At 34.1% G+C, this 18,630-nt stretch carries 21 protein-coding genes; 2 read left to right on the plus strand and 19 right to left on the minus strand.

Annotated elements, in window-relative coordinates; all coding sequences use genetic code 11:
• Positions 1 to 293: 293 nt before the first annotated feature.
• Genes mnmA through aroQ form a run of 10 tightly spaced genes read right to left on the minus strand, consistent with a single transcriptional unit; the run spans position 294 to position 8,216 of the window.
• Positions 294 to 1,319 (minus strand): tRNA 2-thiouridine(34) synthase MnmA, encoded by a 1,026-nt coding sequence (mnmA, locus tag HUE88_RS08945; protein ID WP_194368366.1) that lies wholly within the window; start codon positions 1,317 to 1,319, stop codon positions 294 to 296.
• Between the two features lie 10 nt (positions 1,320 to 1,329).
• Complete coding sequence (locus HUE88_RS08950; protein WP_194368367.1) at positions 1,330 to 2,091, minus strand: LOG family protein; 762 nt, start codon at positions 2,089 to 2,091, stop codon at positions 1,330 to 1,332.
• A 17-nt stretch (positions 2,092 to 2,108) separates the two neighbouring features.
• Positions 2,109 to 2,972, minus strand: coding sequence for a flagellar motor switch protein FliY (gene fliY, locus HUE88_RS08955; protein WP_194368368.1), 864 nt, complete (start codon positions 2,970 to 2,972; stop codon positions 2,109 to 2,111).
• Between the two features lie 3 nt (positions 2,973 to 2,975).
• Complete coding sequence (gene fliM, locus HUE88_RS08960; protein ID WP_194368369.1) at positions 2,976 to 4,070, minus strand: flagellar motor switch protein FliM; 1,095 nt, start codon at positions 4,068 to 4,070, stop codon at positions 2,976 to 2,978.
• A 2-nt stretch (positions 4,071 to 4,072) separates the two neighbouring features.
• Positions 4,073 to 4,756 (minus strand): RNA polymerase sigma factor FliA, encoded by a 684-nt coding sequence (locus HUE88_RS08965; RefSeq protein ID WP_194368370.1) that lies wholly within the window; start codon positions 4,754 to 4,756, stop codon positions 4,073 to 4,075.
• Positions 4,749 to 5,084, minus strand: a complete 336-nt coding sequence (locus tag HUE88_RS08970; RefSeq protein WP_194368371.1) for a hypothetical protein — start codon at positions 5,082 to 5,084, stop codon at positions 4,749 to 4,751. Before HUE88_RS08970 ends, HUE88_RS08965 begins: the two co-directional genes overlap by 8 nt.
• Before the next feature lie 21 nt (positions 5,085 to 5,105).
• Entirely contained in the window at positions 5,106 to 5,981 is an 876-nt protein-coding gene (locus tag HUE88_RS08975; RefSeq protein ID WP_272872700.1) for a P-loop NTPase, read from the minus strand.
• On the minus strand, positions 5,978 to 7,249 hold the full coding sequence (flhF, locus tag HUE88_RS08980; RefSeq protein WP_194368372.1) for a flagellar biosynthesis GTPase FlhF: 1,272 nt from the start codon (positions 7,247 to 7,249) through the stop codon (positions 5,978 to 5,980). The genes HUE88_RS08975 and flhF overlap by 4 nt, the downstream gene beginning before the upstream one ends.
• Entirely contained in the window at positions 7,246 to 7,734 is a 489-nt protein-coding gene (gene folK, locus HUE88_RS08985; protein WP_194368373.1) for a 2-amino-4-hydroxy-6-hydroxymethyldihydropteridine diphosphokinase, read from the minus strand. The genes flhF and folK overlap by 4 nt, the downstream gene beginning before the upstream one ends.
• A gap of 2 nt (positions 7,735 to 7,736) precedes the next feature.
• Positions 7,737 to 8,216: a type II 3-dehydroquinate dehydratase gene (gene aroQ / locus HUE88_RS08990; RefSeq protein ID WP_194368374.1), complete on the minus strand. Its 480-nt coding sequence runs from the start codon at positions 8,214 to 8,216 to the stop codon at positions 7,737 to 7,739.
• 105 nt (positions 8,217 to 8,321) lie between these two features.
• Here aroQ and mqnF point away from each other — a divergent pair, with 105 nt between their 5' ends.
• On the plus strand, positions 8,322 to 9,542 hold the full coding sequence (mqnF, locus tag HUE88_RS08995; RefSeq protein WP_194368375.1) for an aminofutalosine deaminase family hydrolase: 1,221 nt from the start codon (positions 8,322 to 8,324) through the stop codon (positions 9,540 to 9,542).
• Entirely contained in the window at positions 9,542 to 10,411 is an 870-nt protein-coding gene (sppA, locus tag HUE88_RS09000) for a signal peptide peptidase SppA (protein WP_194368376.1), read from the plus strand. The genes mqnF and sppA overlap by 1 nt, the downstream gene beginning before the upstream one ends.
• Before the next feature lie 6 nt (positions 10,412 to 10,417).
• Here sppA and HUE88_RS09005 read toward each other — a convergent pair whose 3' ends face one another.
• The 9 genes from HUE88_RS09005 to thrB are packed head-to-tail and all read right to left on the minus strand — an operon-like array spanning position 10,418 to position 18,627.
• Entirely contained in the window at positions 10,418 to 11,017 is a 600-nt protein-coding gene (locus tag HUE88_RS09005; RefSeq protein WP_194368377.1) for a hypothetical protein, read from the minus strand.
• Between the two features lie 9 nt (positions 11,018 to 11,026).
• Positions 11,027 to 12,277, minus strand: a complete 1,251-nt coding sequence (gene xseA / locus HUE88_RS09010) for an exodeoxyribonuclease VII large subunit (protein WP_194368378.1) — start codon at positions 12,275 to 12,277, stop codon at positions 11,027 to 11,029.
• A 20-nt stretch (positions 12,278 to 12,297) separates the two neighbouring features.
• Complete coding sequence (gene ubiE, locus HUE88_RS09015; protein ID WP_194368379.1) at positions 12,298 to 13,008, minus strand: bifunctional demethylmenaquinone methyltransferase/2-methoxy-6-polyprenyl-1,4-benzoquinol methylase UbiE; 711 nt, start codon at positions 13,006 to 13,008, stop codon at positions 12,298 to 12,300.
• A gap of 3 nt (positions 13,009 to 13,011) precedes the next feature.
• Entirely contained in the window at positions 13,012 to 14,022 is a 1,011-nt protein-coding gene (gene ribD / locus HUE88_RS09020) for a bifunctional diaminohydroxyphosphoribosylaminopyrimidine deaminase/5-amino-6-(5-phosphoribosylamino)uracil reductase RibD (RefSeq protein ID WP_194368380.1), read from the minus strand.
• Positions 14,016 to 14,477: a ribosome maturation factor RimP gene (locus tag HUE88_RS09025; RefSeq protein ID WP_194368381.1), complete on the minus strand. Its 462-nt coding sequence runs from the start codon at positions 14,475 to 14,477 to the stop codon at positions 14,016 to 14,018. The genes ribD and HUE88_RS09025 overlap by 7 nt, the downstream gene beginning before the upstream one ends.
• Before the next feature lie 2 nt (positions 14,478 to 14,479).
• The gene (gene rbfA / locus HUE88_RS09030) at positions 14,480 to 14,830 is read right to left on the minus strand and encodes a 30S ribosome-binding factor RbfA (protein WP_194368382.1); all 351 of its coding nucleotides are present in this window, start codon (positions 14,828 to 14,830) and stop codon (positions 14,480 to 14,482) included.
• Complete coding sequence (gene infB / locus HUE88_RS09035; RefSeq protein ID WP_194368383.1) at positions 14,827 to 17,457, minus strand: translation initiation factor IF-2; 2,631 nt, start codon at positions 17,455 to 17,457, stop codon at positions 14,827 to 14,829. Before infB ends, rbfA begins: the two co-directional genes overlap by 4 nt.
• The gene (locus tag HUE88_RS09040; protein WP_194368384.1) at positions 17,441 to 17,704 is read right to left on the minus strand and encodes a YlxR family protein; all 264 of its coding nucleotides are present in this window, start codon (positions 17,702 to 17,704) and stop codon (positions 17,441 to 17,443) included. Before HUE88_RS09040 ends, infB begins: the two co-directional genes overlap by 17 nt.
• Positions 17,705 to 17,745: 41 nt before the next feature.
• Positions 17,746 to 18,627: a homoserine kinase gene (gene thrB, locus HUE88_RS09045; RefSeq protein WP_194368385.1), complete on the minus strand. Its 882-nt coding sequence runs from the start codon at positions 18,625 to 18,627 to the stop codon at positions 17,746 to 17,748.
• Positions 18,628 to 18,630 lie beyond the last annotated feature (3 nt).

Consider the following 18,630-nt stretch of genomic DNA (forward strand, 5'->3'; position numbering starts at 1 on the left):
TCTATATTGCTATAGACCAAACAGAATAGACGGTTGTTGTTATATTAGTTATTTCTAAGTAAACTTATAGTGACTAACTAAACTATATTAGTTATTTCGTCTGTTTACTTGCTTAGTTTTCAATGATCTCAAACATATTCAAAAGCTTCTACTCGAAGTCTCTCTAGGCCTTAACTTAAGGTCTCTGTGTTTGTGGATGGGAATTATAGGCAAGTTGTGCTTAGTTATTTCTTAATCGCTGAAAGTTATGTGTAGTTTTTTAGAGAGTATAGTTTTTTTGAAGATTAACGCGTTTAATTTTGCTCTATCCAGCCGCCGCCAATTAATTTATTTTCATCATAAAATACAGCCGCTTGACCTTTTGCAACACCAAAAACACTCTCTTTTAGCGTAACATACGCTTTATCATCTTTTATAGAGACATTACATTCCACCGCTTTTGTTCTAAAGCGCAATTTTACCGTTGTATCAAACTCAGTTTTATCTGTAAACATATTAAGATTACTTAAGACAACACTATTACAGAGAAGATCATTTTTTTTACCAACAGTAATTTGATTTTTTTTTGCATCTATCTCTATCACATAATGTGGTTCGTGTGCGCCTTTTACTGTAAAACCTTTTCTTTTGCCGATTGTATAGTGCATATAACCTTTATGCTCCCCTACGACATTTCCATCTATATCTAAGACTTCACCAACTTTATCTACATCAACATAATCTTTTAACACGTCAGTGTATGTAGTGTCAACAAAACATATTTCATTTGATTCTCCCTGAGAAGCAAATGACTCTAGTCCGTAAATGGATGCGGCCAATTCTTTAATATCACTTTTTTTTCTATCTCCTAGAGGAAAAAGTAATCTTGTTAAAATCTTTTTTTGCACGTAAAATAAAAAGTAGCTTTGATCTTTTGTATCATCGCTGGCTTCATAAAAATATTCTCCATCTGTTTTTATGTAATGACCTGTCGCTATATAGTCAGCTCCAATTTCATCTGCAAAAGAGACCATCTCGCCAAATTTTAAACTTCGGTTGCATAAAGCACATGGATTTGGTGTCTTCCCTTGGGCGTATGTATCAACAAATGGTTTAAATACTTTTTCATTAAATGTTTCTTGTAAATCTAATACATGGAGTTTGATTCCAACAAAGTCAGAAGCTTTTTGTGCGCGGGCAAGGTGAATTTCATGATATCCAGGATTTGAATGAAGTTTCATATACAAACCCTCTACTTCATAACCATCTTCTTTTAAAAGTAAAGCAGATATAGTAGAGTCAACTCCACCGCTCATACCTACTAATACTTTTTTTTTCATAATGAGGTCTCTATTTCTTTTTTATATTTTTATCTAAAGAGAACTCTAAAAGTGATTTATAATATGAAGTATCTCCTAATCCAACCTCTTTTAGTACACGAATTTGTTCCAATAAAGACTCTTCAATATCATTGGCAATACACTCTAAATCATCTGTTAGACTAATTAAATCTATATCTTCTTCATCAATCATACCATGTACTAACAACTTAGTTTTTATAAAATCCATTAATGGTGAATAAAAGTCAACTCCGACTATGAAAACTTTCACACCTGTTACTTTTCTAGTTTGTATTAGTGTTAATGCCTCAAACAGTTCATCTAACGTACCATAGCCGCCAGGGAAAATCACATATGCAATAGAGTATTTAACTAACATTACCTTTCTTGAAAAAAAGTAATCAAAACTTAGCTCTTTTGAAGTGTATGGGTTTGCAACCTGCTCAAAAGGGAGGTCTATATTTAAACCAATTGATTCAACATCATGCTTATGTGCGCCTTTGTTGGCTGCCTCCATAATACCTGGACCACCACCTGTCATTACGTTAAAACCTCTAGAACCTAGAAGTGAAGCAAGCTTTTGTGCTTTTTTATAGTATGTTTCATTTTTATTTGTTCTAGCACTACCAAAAATAGTCACTGATGGTCCAAGTTCCCCCAGTTCATCAAAACCTTTAACAAAATCTGCAATTATTTTGAATACACTCCAAACATCACCTGACTTTATCTCTTTTGTATATTTTTTAATTAAATCGTTTTTGTTGTGTTGCATTTATATTTTATCCAGTCCTATGATTTTAGTTGATTTAATATCTCTTTTTTTGTGCCGATTGAAGTTATTTGAACACCAAAATTACCATCAACAATAACAACTTCACCCTCAGCGATAACATGGTCATCAACTAATATCTCTAAAGGATCATTAGCTAATTGATTTAATTCTATTACCGAACCGATATCCATATTTAGGACATCTTTTAAAAGCATCTTTTTCTTTCCTATTCTGACTTTAACCGGTAGCTTAACATCCATTATTAGTGATATATTATTCATTTCATCACAGTCAAAAGAAATATTTGAGCTACTTCTTTGTGAAGAACTTGAAACATTTGAAATATTATCTTCTTTAAACGATTTCTTTAAACCAAATATAGAATTTTCTAAATTTTCATCTATAATAAACATAAAAAGAGACTTCATACTGCCAATACTGAAGTTATATACAAACATTTTAGTAAATTTATCTAAAGAAACCTCTGTATCCTCTGGTATCAATTCGATACTATCTATACTAAAAGATAGTATTGGTAGCTCTTTTTGGGCTGAAAGGCTGTTTGAGATAGCTCCAAATATATTTGATGCTATCTCTTTTGCAGCATCTAAATCATCCTCACTGACATCTTCTCTGTCACTATTTTCTTCACCCATCATCATATCTGAAAGTGTAGTGGCTAGATTTGGCGTTAGCGCTAACATCGCTGAAGCATTAACATCTCCGCTAATAGCGATTTTTAGAAGTACTATTGGAGGAATAATATTTGAAACAATACTTAGTTTTTGCTCCTCTTTTAGACTAAATGCAGGAGCTTGACCAATTAATGCCTCAACAGTTCCAACTGTCTCATCTTCAAACAGTTTCATAAAATCACTCATTACCTACTCCTCATCTGCTGTCTCTTGGTCTCTGTCAATCATTGCTTTTACGCCAGATATTTTTTCTTCTCTTGATGTCTCAAAATTCTCTAAAGCTCTTTTTACTGCATCTTTTTCAGTATCTATTATATCTGTAACCTGAATAGACTTTCTAAATCTTCTTAGTCCTATTTGACCTCTAAATCTATTTTTACCATCAACACTTAAGGTCACAATATCATCAGCGGCACTAGAGAGTCTAACAATATCACCATTTTGTAACTCTAAAAGTTCTCTCAAACTAATTTCTGTGGTACCTAGCATTGCTTCTATTGAAACTTTTGCCCCGCCAAGAAGAACTTGCAACTCTGTATTTCTGCTTTTTTTTCTACTAGTGCTTTCATTAAGCATTAGGTCTCTACTGGCTAGCTTTGGTAAAATTGGTTCAAGTGCAATAACAGGATAACATATATTCATCATTCCAGAACTTTGTCCAATTATAATCTCCATTACGACCATTACAACTATCTCATTTTGGGCAACAATCTGCACAACATTCGGACTAGACTCTTTAGAATCTACAACAGGGAATATATCCATAACAGGGGCCCATGCCTCCTTAAGCGTTGCCATCATAACCCGCAGTATGGTTTCAAACAGACTTAGTTCTATATCAGAAAACTCACGACTTGCATCAAACGGCTCACCTTTTCCACCAAGAAGACGATCCAACATCGGAAAAGCTATAGATGGGTTTATCTCTATAATTCCACTTCCTTCTAGCGGTTTAATTGAAAAAACATTAAAGCTTGTAGGGTTTGGAAGTGACATCAAAAATTCGCCATATGTCATTTGATCAACTGAATGAAGCTGAATCTCAACAATAGATCGCATAATTGCAGATATTTGAGAGGCTAGAGATCTTGCCATTTTATCATGCACACCACGGAATGCACGAAGTTGCTCTTTTGAAACTCTATTTGGTCTTTTAAAATCGTAGAGTGTTACCTGTCTTTGATAACCCAACTCATTATCTGTTCCTTCAAGGGCATCATCTCCTTCATCATCAACAACATCTAAAAGAGCATCTATCTCCTCTTGTGAAAGTATATCTGCCATTGTTATGCCCCTACACTTTCTTTGATTTTGTGAATAACTGATTTGTGTATTTGTGAAATTCTTGATTCTGTAATATTTAAAATTTCACTTATCTCTTTTAACGTCAATTCTTCAAAATAATAAAATTGTATTATCATTTGTTCTCTTTCGCTATACTCACCAAGAACGGTTTTAATAATATCAATAAGCTCTTCTTTTTCTATTTTTACAATTGATGCACCCTCATCACCAACATGAAGTTGATCATGAAGAGGCATTACCGCATAGATCGTAGAAGCAATTCTAGCATCATGTATTTTTTCTACACTTTCATCCAAGATAACTGCCAACTCTTCATCTGTTGGATCTTCGTCATTGGTAACTCTATACTCTTCTACAGCGTAATCAATAGCCTTAATAAGTTTTCTGCTGGCGCGGCTTACTATATCTAAGCTTCTTAGATAATCAAGCATAGCACCATAAACTCTTTTTTTTGCATAACCCCAAAAAGAATCATTTAATTTTTCATCATATCTTCTGGCTAATTTTATAAGTTCTTCTGTTCCGATAGCTGAAAGATCCATATAATCAACAGAGCTTGGGAGTCTCTCTTTGAGCCTAAAAGACATTGCCTTAACCGCAGGAAGATATTGTAAGGCAAGTTCGTCCTCTTTGTGCTTAATATCTTGGGTGTATATACTAAGCATTTTTAAGTTCCATATCTTGAGCATTCATTTTTATTGCAACATCTGTAATTTTGACAGCTGAATCAATAAGTTTTTCTCTGTTGTTAATTTCACGTACAAATATATCCAGTCGTCTTTCATGTACATCTTTTGGGAAAATGTATGTTCTGATAGTTGTTGTTCTATAGTAAAATGCGATAATTACGTGTGAAAACAGATAGAAAAATATTGTTATTACAAATGTATACAACAATAATCCCTCTGCATCAAATGATTTTAAAATACCGAAAATAATTCCGACAAAAAAACCCTGAACAGTAAAAAAATGTACAAAATTCTCACCTAGCATCTATATTTACCCCAAATTTATTTAAAAATGTTTTACTAAACGTCTAAAAAGCCCTGATAATCCGCTTTCACTAGCGGTTACAAGCATATTACGTTCCAAATTTTTGCTTATTTTATCAGCTATTGCTATTATATCTTTGTGGACGCCTGAAGATGGGTAGTTTGCACTGAACAGGGCTCTTTGCTTTACTGAAGATGAAACTTTAATATCACTATTGATTTTTCCAATTAATTTTAGATCTAAATTTGTTCCAATATTGGCTAATGCAACTTTTTTAATTTTTTCATATACTGCAACAGCTTCTTTTTCACTCTTTACTTGATTCATGATAAGACCAATATCGTTACGCAATGCGGCGATTGTTTTTATGGTAGCGTATGCATCTGTTATTGCTGCTGGATCTGGAACAGTGACTACTATTACATCATCAGCCGCATCTATAAACATTCTAATATGTTCACCGATTCCTGCACCTGTATCTATTATCATAACATCCAGCTTGTCTAAAACTTCAGCTTCACTCATAAAACGCTCAAAAAGAGCTTGATTAGAATACTTTAGTATCTCATCACCACTCTCGCCAGGAATTAAAATTAAATTTCTAGTAATAGGGATTAAAATATCAGAGACAGTAGCTTCACCTTTTAGTACATGTAAAATATTCTTTTTAATTTTTACATTGAACATCACATCTAAATTAGCAAGACCTATATCAGCATCGAATATCCCAACGTTTAGACCGCTTTGAGACAAAACATAAGCTAAATTAGAACTAATTGTACTTTTGCCAACTCCGCCTTTTCCACTGGTAATGGCTACAAAACGAGTCTTTTTAGATTTATTCTTTTTATTTGATGCAACTAACTCTTCGAGTTTTTTAGCTTGATGATTCATCATGCTTTACTCCGATTAAAGCCATCAAGCAAACATTCAATTAAAAAATCACTGCTTGCTACTACCAAGTCTTCAGGAACTTCTTGTCCGACTGAAAAGTAACTTATTGGTTTTTTTGTTTCATACGCAAGTGAAAAAATATTTCCAAAACCTCTTGTCTCATCTAATTTTGTAAACATCAAAGTATCTACGTTTAGAGAATCGAAGTTATCGTATGTAGCTTTTAAATCTTCATATTTAATAGAACTTGGCATTACAAGAACCACATCTATGCTGTATGACGTGGTGTTTCCCTCAAGGCACTCATAAATTTTTTTTATTTTACCTTTGTCGTATGGACTTGAACCCATCGTATCTATAAGAATATAATCACAATACCTTAGTGAATCAAGAGCACTTGAAAATTCAGGAGGATCAACAACAATCTCAATGCCAAGTTTCATCATTCTTGCATACTGCATTAGCTGCTCAACGGCGCCAATTCGGTAAGTGTCTAGAACCACCAGCCCAACTTTATACTTTTTCTCAAGTAAATATGAATATCTTGCAGCAAGCTTGGCAACTGATGTTGTTTTACCTACGCCTGTCGGGCCGACAAGCATAATAACTTTTTTATTTCCTACAGATGCCTTACTTTCTCTTCTTACTGGCACCATCTTTCTCAAAAGAGTTTGAAAATAGCGCTTAACTGTAGATGAATTCTCTCTCATCTTAAATGGCATATGCTCTAGTGTCATTCTCATAATGGAGTCTAAGTGTTCTTTATTCATTCCGCTTTGAGAAGCGAGACGGTATATCTCTGCAAACTCTGATGGTATTGCTCTATCAAGTTCTGGAGATTTCTCTTCCCAAAACATATTTTGAATAATTTTAACCTTATCACCAAGTTTTGAGATTTCTGATTTTATAGCCTTTAACTCTTTTGGCTCAAGCGAACTATGGTGAGACTTTTCTTGATAATCATAGAGTGGGTCTTTAATTTCTTCTATTTTTGAAATTTGTCGAGCTTCTCTGGAAATATTAAATAAAACATCTGCGCTCGTTTGAGTTAGAGGGCGCTCGTCTTCATTTTTATTTCCTATTTTGTCATACGTATTATGAGAAGAGTTGTTCTCTATTCCCATAACAATCTCATACATAGCTTCTCTGCCCAATGATTTTTTTTGGACCTCTTTAGTATCAATGTGTATCATATGATCGTAGTTTATATCCATCCTTGCTTTTTTAAGAGCGTCTGATGGTGTTCTACCAGTAAAAGTCAGTATTTTCATCTATATATATCCATTAATGGTATTAACACACTTTCTCGTTTAGACCAATCCACATGTGGAACCTGCAGTTTTGGTTTATTTATAATTCTATTATCAAAAAATATAATATCCAAATCTAATGTCCTCGGAGCATTTGCAAAACTTCTTTTGCGAGCAAATTTTTTCTCTAATCTCATTAAATAATCTAAAAAAACCATAGGCTGCATACTGGTTTTCATAACAATTATTGAATTAAAAAAATCATCTTGGCTGCTAAAACCAAATGGAGGATTTTTCAAAATCAATGATGTTTGCAACAGTTCTACTCTTTTATCTTTTTTTAAATAAACAAACAAATGTTCAAACCTTCGTTTAACATCACCTATATTTCCGCCTACACCTACAGTTGCTGTATAACGGTGAAAACTTTTAGCTCTACATGTAGTGCTAAAATGCAAACCTTTAAAAGTTGTTAAACTATTACTAAGTTTACATTTTAAATACATAACTATTTAGCTTGAGCAGCTTCTCTTTGAGCTTCTTGGGCTGCTTGAATCTCATTCATTATCTGAGTCATTCCAACCATCGCCAAATGATAACCAAAAGGACCGAAACCAACGATTGATGATGTACATACCGGCGCAATCATATTAACTTTTCTAAACTCTTCACGACGGTGGATGTTAGAGATATGAACCTCTATAGTTGGAAGATTTACAGCAGCAATTGCATCACGAATAGCGATAGATGTATGAGTATAGGCTGCAGCATTAATTATAATACCGTTTGCATCACCAAAACACTCTTGAATTTTATCTACAATTTCACCCTCTAGGTTACTCTGAAAAAACTCTATCTCTACATTGTTTTGTGTTGCAACTTCTTTCATTTGAGCGTGAATTTGCTCTAACTTCATTGGACCATAAATTTGTTGCTCTCTTACACCTAACATATTTAAGTTTGGTCCTTGAATTACTGCTATCTTCATCTTTTACCTTTTTATTTAATTGTTTAAACTTTTAAGGAGTTATTTTATCTAAATTAAGCATAATCTATTTTAAATTATACAAAATTCAACTTCTAAAGAGTATATATGCAAATTATAGTTCCAAATTATATTTTAACACCAAATAAACTACTTTCAAATATGTCAGTAGCCTTTGACAAAACAATCAAAAAAATCGCTCCTCTTAATGAGCTTAAAGAAGAGTTTCCTGATGCTGAAATTACAATTTTAAAAGAGAACTCACTTTTGATGCCAGGGCTAATAAACGCACATGTACATGTAGAGTTTAGCGCCAACAAGACAAACCTTAGTTATGGTGATTTTATCTCCTGGCTTTATAGTGTTATAGAGAATCGCGAAGAGCTTATAGATGGGTGTAAAAACGACTGTATGGTAAAAGCAATAGACTCAATGTTAGAGTCAGGGATAACAACATTTGGGGCAATAAGCTCTCATGGAATGGATTTAGAAGCTTGTCAAAATGCCCCCCAGAATGTTGTGTTTTTCAATGAACTTATTGGTTCTCAAGCGACTATGGCTGACGCATTATTTGGTGATTTTTTAGCTCGTTTAGATGCCTCTAAAAGTGTAAAAAGAGAAGGATTTTACCCGGCTGTAGCGATTCATTCACCCTACTCTGTACATCCTGTTTTAATCAAAAAAGCTCTTGGTATTGTTAAAAATGAAAAATTAAAACTTACTGCCCATTTTATGGAGAGTAAAGCCGAAAGAGAGTGGCTTGACAACAGTGATGGAGATTTTAAAGATTTTTTTAAAAACTTATTAAATCAAAATAGCGCTATTAGTGATTCTCATGAATTTTTAGAATATTTCGATGGACAAAAAACTCTCCTTACACATGCGGTTAAAGCTGAGGATAAAGAACTAAACAATATATCATCCAATGGACATACTGTCATTCATTGTCCAATTTCAAACAGACTTTTAGGAAACGGAGCACTTGATTTAGCCAAACTTGATAAATTAAATATCAACTGGATTACAGCCACCGACGGACTTAGCTCAAACTATAAACTTGACCTTTTTGAAGAGATGAAAATTGCACTTTTTATGCATACTGACATGCCTTTGTTAGAGTTGGCAAAAAAACTTATAAATAGCGTTACAAAGGGTGCTGCTTTGGCACTTGGACTTAACACGGGAGAGATAAGTCAGGGTAAAAATGCTGATATGATTGTTTTAGATTTGGATAATGAACCAAATGATGAGTTAGCCATCCATTTAATACTTCATAGATATAATGTCTCTAAAATTTATATAAACGGAAAACTAAAAAAGGGTATTTAATGCAAACATTAAAAACAATATTTTCACCAATTACTGCAACTTTAGGATTTATTCAAAATCACTTCAAAGCTATGATATTTTTACTCATACTTTTTTTGATATTCGCACCTGATAATGAAAAAGATTTTACACCAAACAATTTGCAGCAGATAAACTTGGTAGGACCAATAATGGAGGTCTCTGAAGTTTTACAGCAGATTGATGATGCAACTTATAATGACTCTATAAAAGGTGTTTTATTTGTTGTTGATTCTCCAGGAGGGGCTGTCGCTCCATCTATAGAGGTGGCATATGCAATAAAAAGACTAAAAGAGAAAAAACCTGTTGTTGCTTATGCTGGAGGAACTATCGCAAGCGGTAGTTATTATGCAAGTATTTGGGCAAATGAAATTATTGCAAACCCTGGTTCAATGGTTGGAAGTATTGGAGTTATTATGCAGGGAGCTGACTTAAGTGAGCTTATGAGCAAAATAGGTGTAAAATCCCAAAGTGTGCAGGCTGGTAAATATAAAAAAGTCGGAACAGGTGATAGAGCTTGGGCTCCTTATGAAATAAATGAGTTAAACAAGGTAATAAATGGGACTTACGATCTGTTTACAACTGATGTAGCAAGTGCTAGAGGTCTAGATATTAATAAAAGAGATTTCTATGCCAATGCTCATATATTTACGGCGCATCAGGCAAAAGATGTTGGTCTAATAGATAGTATCGGTGTGAGCTATGATGCAAAGATAAGAGTTGTTGAACTAAGTGGAGTGGCAAACCCAATATGGAACAAAGAAGATAAGTTCGAAAAACTTATGAAAAAACTCTCAGCAAGCACTGCTGTGACTCTTCATACATATTTTCCGGCTCTTACCTTAAAGTAGATGTAATTAGAGCTCTACAACTCTAATTACACTAGAACTATTCTCAAAAATTCTTTTTACTCTCTCTTGCCAAAGTTCACCAAACTCTTTTATCTCTTTTGGCTCAGCCAAACCACCCATAATTTTTTGCATTAGCGGATTCATACTAGGGCTTGGAGCAACTGGAGATGGATCATAAAAAACATCCACACTTTTACCGCTATCTACTCTTGTAAATCTTGCGGATGAACTAATATTTGAGCTGAAGTTCATTAATGAATGACGGGCAAATTTGCCAGACAATCCTTTAAATCCGCTCTTATCGGTTGCTCCTGTTATTTGAGAAACAACATTACTTATAACACCTGCAACGCCCTCTTGTAACTCCTCTTTAAACTCTACCTTTATCTCTCCTCTAACTGCCGGTCCATTTGGGTAGAGTGCTTTTATTGCCTCTAATGTAATAAGGTAAGCGCCTGCAACCGTAGGGCAACTGTGCCCTGCCGATTTTACAACATCCAAATAATTAAACTCATATATCCCCATCTCGAATGCACCTAAAATGGCTGATAGCGGGTCTTGAACTTTAATAAGCTCTAAACTTTTGAAAAACTCTGGATAATTCATATATAGCTCCTATTTTTTACTTATTTTAATAACTTTTGCACTTATACTTATTTTATCACTTTGAACATCAAAAATTTCATCTACATGTAGGGACGAAATATCTATCACTTTTGCATTTTTAGATATTTGTGCAAAACCTTTTTTGCTCTTTAGTTTTGGATGATTAGATTCTAACATCTTTTGTAGAGTAACAATCTGATTTTTAGCAATATTTACTTTTGAATCAATAATATGAGGGAAGCTCTCTTTAACACTTTGCATCTCTTTGGAAAAGTTTTGCATTTTAAACGATATTGTCTGGTAAAATGACTCTTTTATCTGTTTTATTTCGTAAAGTTTTTGCGTAATTTTTCTCTCTACAGAGTGCTGCGAGTATGAGTTTATCAGGTGAGTAAGTTCTTGTTTTGAGTTAAATAGCTTCTGTGACAATATTTGTGAATACTGCGTTGATAAAGAGTCCATATATTGGTACAACTCATTGGTATCTGGAAGAATCATCTCCATTGCGGCACTAGGTGTTGGTGCTCGCAAATCTGAAACAAAATCACTTATAACCCAGTCTATTTCATGACCGACTGCGGAGACTACAGGAGTTTTAGCTTTAAATATTGCATCTGCTACAATCTCTTCATTAAAAGCCCATAAATCCTCAATACTTCCACCGCCACGACCTATAACGATAATATCATACTCTTTTTTATCACTATATCCAATTGCATTTGCTATGGAATAAGCCGCACTCTCACCTTGAACTAAAACATCATATATATCTATCTCCAAAGCTCTGTATCTTGTATTTGCTACTCTTAACATATCTTGCAAGGCTGCACCAGTTGCGGAGGTAATAAGTGCTATTTTTTTAGGAAATCTTGGAAGTTGTTGTTTTCTTTGCGTATCAAAATATCCTTGTTCTGACAACTTACTTTTTAGTTGCTCATAGGCCAAGGCCAAAGCACCTTGTCCTGATGGTTCAATGCTAAAACAGTTAATCTGATACTCGCCGCGTGGTTTATAAAGAGTAACTGCACCATCGAGTATAACTTTTAGCCCCTCTTTGAGTTGAAATTTCAACTTTGAAGCATTGCCTTTAAACATTACTGCTTTAATTGTTGATGTTGAATCTTTTAGAGTGAAGTAGATATGTCCACTGTTATGAAAAGTTATGCGGGAGAGCTCTCCATCAACCAATACACGAGAGAAAGTACTCTCAAGAAGAGTCTTAATCTGCTCATTCAGCGATGAAACATTTAATATATTCAAAGTTTCATCTTTGTAGGAAATTATATTTTTTTAGCAATAAGAAGAGTTGAAATATCCATTGAAAAACTTTTCACGTAAAGCATTTCAAAACCTGCATTTTCAAGCTCTTTTTTCATATTCTCAACTGTTGAAAAATCTTCTATTGAATTTGGTAAATACTCATATGCTTCTAAATTTTTAGAGATAAATCCACCAATCTTTGGCAATATTTTATTCATATAAAAATCTCTAATTTTTCCAAATATTGAAGGATTTTCATTTTTCATAAACTCCAATATTACAACAAGTCCATCTTTTTTAAGAACTCTGTTGAACTCTATTAGCGCTTCTGCTCTCTCAACAACATTTCTGATTCCATATGTAATACTTAAAATATCTGCACCACAATCTGGCATTGGGATTTCTGTCGCCTTTGATATATGGTACATAAACTTTGGATATTTTTCTCTTGCAACATTGACCATGCCATTAGAGGGATCAACACCGACTATTTCACCAATTGATATGCCGTTTACTTCTGCTCTTTTTTTCCAGAAGTCCATCATATCACCAGTTCCACAAGCAACATCTACAATTTTATCCAAAGAGTCTTTAGCATAAAACTCATAAGCTAAATCACAAGCTTTGCGTCTCCAGCTTTTGTCTACTCCCATACTCATAACACGATTTGCGGTATCGTATGTTGGAGCTATGTTATCAAACATAGATACTATTTTTTCTTGTTTTTCCATAATTTATAATTCCCTTTTCATCCACATAATTATATCTTGTGCTTCTTTTTGTACATTTAAAATCTTAAACTTATCATCTAATTTTGTGAAACTGTTACTTCCTCCGACTGTTGGAGCTAAGTAACATAGATAATAATCAATAATGTCACGAGATAGCTCAAGCATTTTTGAACTTCCCTCTATCATAATATTTTTATAATCTCTACATGTAGAAAAATTATCTGATATTATGACTTTTCTATTTTTTACACCAAACAGAGGGATACTCATGTCAAAATCTTTGCTTTTTGATATAATCAAAACATCCGGTGCCTTGCCGTTAATCAAACGAGCATCTAAAGTTGGTCTGTCAACTCTAACAGTATTTCCGCCAATAACCAATAAATCACATTTGTCTCTCATAGCGTGCACGTTTATTCTAGACTCTTGCGAGCTTATAATTCCACAATCTGTTGTGCCGTTGAGCCTTTGTGCCCATTTGAAAAAAACAAAACTTTTTTGAGTCCATTTATTAAAAGGTCTTAATAAAGCATCACACTCATCTTTTAAAATATTCATCTCTACATGTAGGCCTGATTTACTTAGAATTTCATTGCCGCCGGAGGCTTCTTCATTTGTATCATTTGAGCCGACAAAAAGAGTTTTTATCCCCAATGAAGATATAAGCGTGGCACATGATGGTGTTTTACCAATGTGTGAACATGGCTCTAGTGTTGTATAAAGTGAAACATTTTTAAAACAGTTTTTGTGATTTTTTAAAAGGTAAGCGTGTATTTCAGATGAAGATAAAATATTTAAAATACCTTCATCATTTGTTAGTTTAAAGTATGCAGTTTTAAGAGCTTCAACTTCAGCATGTGGTCCCCCCGCACGCTTATGAGCCTCTACAGCAAGAATTTCTCCGCTAAGTCCGACAACTGTACAGCCAACTGCCGGATTTGGATAAGTTAAACCTTGATATCTCCAAGCCTCTCTAACGGCTAGGTCCATATAAAAGTTAGCGTTGATTACCATTCAAAATATGTTCTAGCTTTTGAAATTTCTCCATAATCTATAGAGATCTCTTCACCATCAATTTCTAGAAAAATTTTAGAGTCTTCAACTTTTGTAAGCAAACCTCTAATTTTATCCCTAATTTTATCGACAGCCTTTAAACTAATAGAAACTTTTTCACCAACACACATTTCAAACTGTTTAACAGAAGATATTTTTCTCTCAATTCCAGGACTACCAACTTCAAGTCTGTAATCTCCTGAAATTGGAGGTGTTACATCAAGAAGCGGAGATATAAGATGAGTCAACTCAACGCATGAATCGAGACTCACACCTTTTCTTTTCCCATCTTCTATCTCAGAAGACAAAACACTGACTCTATAGATTGTATCATCACCTTCTCTAACTATTGATGTATCATATAGTTCTAAATCAACCGACTTGACTAATGAATTAATATCACTCTCTAGACTCATGTTTAATCCTTAGCTATTTTTTTAAAAAGTTCTTCTATACTTTGAGATTTTTTTAGTTGTTCGTCAAACTCAAATGTTAATTTCGGACTACGAAACCAACCCTGATCTTTAAGACAAAATGTTTCAACAATCGGGCGTGCATTACGGAGTAATTTCATATACTCTTTTTTTTCTTCTTCTGTAAATGAAGCTGGATCAAGATAAACTTTAGCATCACTTTTTCCGCGAGAACATTTAACTTCAATGACACTCAGTACATGTAGCCTTTTATCATTTAAACTGCCTAAAGCTTCAGGAATCAACTCCAAAAGAAGTGATTCTGTTCTTTTTAGCTTTATTTGAGCTTCTGTCACAGAGAAACTTTTTGCTCAACTTTTTTGAATGTTTCAATAACATCGCCAGCTATTACATCATCGTAACCACTTATAACGACACCACACTCATAACCGCGTCCAATCTCTTCAACATCATCTTTAAAACGTTTTAGAGATGTCAATTTACCCTCGTAAATTACGACGCCTTCACGTATAACACGAACCATTCCGCCACGTACAAGTTTACCATCCACAACTGTACAACCAGCAACCATACCTTTTGGTATTTTAAACACATCTTTAACTTCTGCTTGTCCAGTGTTTTCTTCAGTGTATTTAGGAGCCATCATACCAGTAAGCATTCCTGTAATATCATCTAATAATTGGTAGATAATTGAGTAAGTTTTTATCTCAACATTTTTCTGTTTTGCTAGTGCCTTAACACTACCTGTTGGACGAACATTGAAACCAAGAAGTACACAATTTTCACTGTTGTTTACTAGTTCTACATCATTTTCTGTAATTCCACCAACACCAGAACTAATTACATTTACTTTAACTTCTTCATTTCTCAATTCATTAAGTGAACTTTGGATAGCCTCTAGTGAACCGTGAACATCTGTTTTAAGTACAACTTTAAGAGATTTAAGTCTACCCTCTGCAATCATAGAAGTCATATCTTCTAATGACGACTTAGTACTATGTGAAAGCTCTTTATGTCTATCATACTCATGTCTTTTTTGAGCATACTCTTTTGCTTCTTTTTCATTAGCCATAGCCATCATAACTTCACCTGAAGCTGGAACTTCATTAAGACCTGCAACAACAGCAGTATGACTAGGTTTTAAAAATTTAACTTGTTTATTGTTCTCATCTATAAGCGCTTTAACACGACCATAAGCACTACCACAAACAACAAAATCACCAACTTTAAGTGTACCGTTTTGAACTATTACTGTTGCAACAGGACCACGACCTTTTTCAAGTGATGATTCAACAACAGCTGCTTTAGCCATAGCATTTTCATTTGCCTTAAGCTCTAATACATCTGCTACAAGAAGAATATTTTCAAGTAAGTCATCAATTCCCATTCCGCTTTTTGCAGAAACTGGAATAAACTCAATATCTCCACCCCAATCAACAGGGTTCATTCCACGCTCTGCCATTTGACCTTTAACCATATCTGGTTGAGCAGTCTCTTTATCCATTTTATTTAAAGCTATTATAACCGGAGCACCCGACTCTTTAGCAAGCTTAATAACCTCTTCAGTTTGAGGCTTAACACCATCATCAGCCGCAACAACGATTACGATAATATCTGTCACATCTGTACCGCGCTGACGCATATGAGAGAATGCTGCGTGACCAGGAGTATCAATAAATGTAATCGCTTTACCATGTTGTTCTATAGTATAAGCACCAATATGTTGAGTTATCCCACCAGCTTCTGCTTGAGTAACTTTTGCCTTACGAATAGCATCTAAAAGTGAAGTTTTACCATGATCTACGTGACCCATTATCGTAATTACAGGAGGTCTTTCAGTAGCATCTGGATCCTCTTCTATGTCTTCTTCAGTATGAGTAAACTCATCTTTAGGATCAATAATAGTAACCTCTACACCAAACTCTTCAGAAAGAATTTCAATCTCATCATTTCCTAAAAAATCATTTTTTGTCATCATCATACCAAGATCGAAAAGAACTTTAATAATATCTGATATAGGACGGTTTAGTTTTTCTGCAAATTCATAAACACGAATATCTTCGGGTATCTCTACATGAGTTACTATTACATCTTCAGGTTTATTTTTCAGGTATGTTTTTCTCTTATCACGAGAAACTTTTCTTCCTCTTGGTGCTGCTTTTTTGTTGGCATTTCTACCTATTGGTTTAGGCTCTCTTGGTTTTCTTGGTTGTTCAGGCATCATATCTCTACGCTCTGTAGAGTTAAGGTCTAGAAGTGTAACCTGATTGTCCATATCCATAGAAACTTCTGCCATTGAACCACCAAAAACATCTATTTTTGTACCTTGAGTTTGTTTTTTAGCTGTAGCGGAATGCTGCTTTGTTTTTTTCTTAGTAGCCAATTCTTCTAAAGCTTCTGCGCTCATTTTACCATATGAAGATATTGTTGCTTGTTTTTCAGGAAGAGCAAATTTTTCTTCAACTTTTGGCTGTTTCTTTTTTACAATCTTAAGCCCTGATCTCTTAATCAACATTTTTTTAGGTTCTACTATATTAAGAGCAGTTTTATTAACTTCTTTTAATTCCGTCTCAGGCTTTTCTGCTACTTCTTTTTTTACTTCTTTTTCTTCTGTAGGAGTAGTCTTCTCGACATGGCTCTCCTCTTGTGTCTCTATTTTTACTTTATTTGGCACAATTTTTTTAACATCAGAAGTTTCTTTATTTGCTTCGTTTTTTTCAGGAGTTTCGTTTACACTAGGAGTCTCACTTGTAACTTTTGCAGGCGATTTACTTACCGATGTAGGAGCCTCTGCAACTTCACCATTCATAATATAGTTCATCAATCCTTCAGCTTCTTCCATAGACACTGTACTATTTGCTGATTTTACTTCGATACCCATATCTGAGGCTTTTTTAACTACATCTTTAGAAGCTATTCCTAGCTCTTTTGCAATTTCGTGTACTCTAACTTTTTCTGTCATCAGTGATGATCTCCTTTAGTATATTCGAAAATTTATCTTTATCGCCACTTTTACACTGTCGCATAAGTGCTTTTAAGACTTTTTTTTGGTCTTGTTGACAAATTTTACATAAATAAAAACTTCTACCGGTTCCTCTAAAAAGACTAAGTTGCGTTTCAACACACTGAAGTCTAAGAAGATTACTCTGCGTATCTCTCTCTCTACAAGATATACACATTCTAAGAGGTTGGTTAAATTTTTTCGCCATTGTACCTAAAAGTTCCTTGATTTATAGATGATATTAACAACTTATCTCTCTATTATTAGACCATCATTGTCAAAATCTAACTCTTTAACTATAAAATCAGGAAATTTTTGCTTTAGTTTACTTGCAATAACTGCTGAGTCTTCATCATACACCATTGAAAAAAACGTAGAACCGCTTCCAGACAGAGTACTCATCAATGCCCCACTCTCATATGCTATTTTTTGAACACTAAACAGTTCCGGTAAAGATTTCATTCTAGCTTTTTGATGAAATCTGTCTTGTGATGCCAATTTTAAAATTTCCCAATCTTCATTGAAAAATGCAGCAACACTAAGCGCTGTATGTGACAGATTATATATTGCATTCTCTTTGGAATACGATTTTGGAAGAAGCGTTCTAGCTTTAGCTGTACTAATCGGTTTGTTTGGAATAACTACAACCGCTTTAATATAATTTGGTAAATGTTTTTTTTGAGAAAATACTTTATTTTTTTCTACTGTTGCAGCATTAAACCCACCCATAACGGCTGGAGTAATATTGTCAGGATGCGATTCATACACTAAGGCATGATTAAGTATTCTTCTTTTAGAAACTCTTATTCCGGCAGCTTCATGTGCGCTTGCTATTGCAGAAACAATTACAGCAGATGAACTTCCAAGTCCTCTTGACATTGGTATTTGATTGTAAAAAGTAAACTTAAAATTTTGCTTTTTTTTAGTCAATCTATCGTAGTGTTCATTAAAGATACTAACGAAAAGATTATTTCCTTTTAGTCTTGGGTTATTTTCACCCTCGCCTTTTATACATACACTAAAAAATTTCGATTGATGAAATTCAACTATATTTCTTAAATCAACCGCCAATCCCAATGAATCAAATCCTGGTCCAAGGTTGGCACTTGTTGCTGGTACACTTATTGTCACTTT

The organism is Candidatus Sulfurimonas baltica, assembly GCF_015265455.1.
Taxonomy (GTDB): Bacteria; Campylobacterota; Campylobacteria; order Campylobacterales; family Sulfurimonadaceae; genus Sulfurimonas; species Sulfurimonas baltica.

Bases quoted from the DNA above. Each gene is read 5' to 3' on its own strand.
- mnmA (WP_194368366.1), bottom strand. From the start codon at position 1,319: ATGAAAAAAAAAGTATTAGTAGGTATGAGCGGTGGAGTTGACTCTACT.
- HUE88_RS08950 (WP_194368367.1), bottom strand. From the start codon at position 2,091: ATGCAACACAACAAAAACGATTTAATTAAAAAATATACAAAAGAGATA.
- fliY (WP_194368368.1), bottom strand. From the start codon at position 2,972: ATGAGTGATTTTATGAAACTGTTTGAAGATGAGACAGTTGGAACTGTT.
- fliM (WP_194368369.1), bottom strand. From the start codon at position 4,070: ATGGCAGATATACTTTCACAAGAGGAGATAGATGCTCTTTTAGATGTT.
- HUE88_RS08965 (WP_194368370.1), bottom strand. From the start codon at position 4,756: ATGCTTAGTATATACACCCAAGATATTAAGCACAAAGAGGACGAACTT.
- HUE88_RS08970 (WP_194368371.1), bottom strand. From the start codon at position 5,084: ATGCTAGGTGAGAATTTTGTACATTTTTTTACTGTTCAGGGTTTTTTT.
- HUE88_RS08975 (WP_272872700.1), bottom strand. From the start codon at position 5,981: ATGATGAATCATCAAGCTAAAAAACTCGAAGAGTTAGTTGCATCAAAT.
- flhF (WP_194368372.1), bottom strand. From the start codon at position 7,249: ATGAAAATACTGACTTTTACTGGTAGAACACCATCAGACGCTCTTAAA.
- folK (WP_194368373.1), bottom strand. From the start codon at position 7,734: ATGTATTTAAAATGTAAACTTAGTAATAGTTTAACAACTTTTAAAGGT.
- aroQ (WP_194368374.1), bottom strand. From the start codon at position 8,216: ATGAAGATAGCAGTAATTCAAGGACCAAACTTAAATATGTTAGGTGTA.
- mqnF (WP_194368375.1), top strand. From the start codon at position 8,322: ATGCAAATTATAGTTCCAAATTATATTTTAACACCAAATAAACTACTT.
- sppA (WP_194368376.1), top strand. From the start codon at position 9,542: ATGCAAACATTAAAAACAATATTTTCACCAATTACTGCAACTTTAGGA.
- HUE88_RS09005 (WP_194368377.1), bottom strand. From the start codon at position 11,017: ATGAATTATCCAGAGTTTTTCAAAAGTTTAGAGCTTATTAAAGTTCAA.
- ubiE (WP_194368379.1), bottom strand. From the start codon at position 13,008: ATGGAAAAACAAGAAAAAATAGTATCTATGTTTGATAACATAGCTCCA.
- ribD (WP_194368380.1), bottom strand. From the start codon at position 14,022: ATGGTAATCAACGCTAACTTTTATATGGACCTAGCCGTTAGAGAGGCT.
- HUE88_RS09025 (WP_194368381.1), bottom strand. From the start codon at position 14,477: ATGAGTCTAGAGAGTGATATTAATTCATTAGTCAAGTCGGTTGATTTA.
- infB (WP_194368383.1), bottom strand. From the start codon at position 17,457: ATGACAGAAAAAGTTAGAGTACACGAAATTGCAAAAGAGCTAGGAATA.
- HUE88_RS09040 (WP_194368384.1), bottom strand. From the start codon at position 17,704: ATGGCGAAAAAATTTAACCAACCTCTTAGAATGTGTATATCTTGTAGA.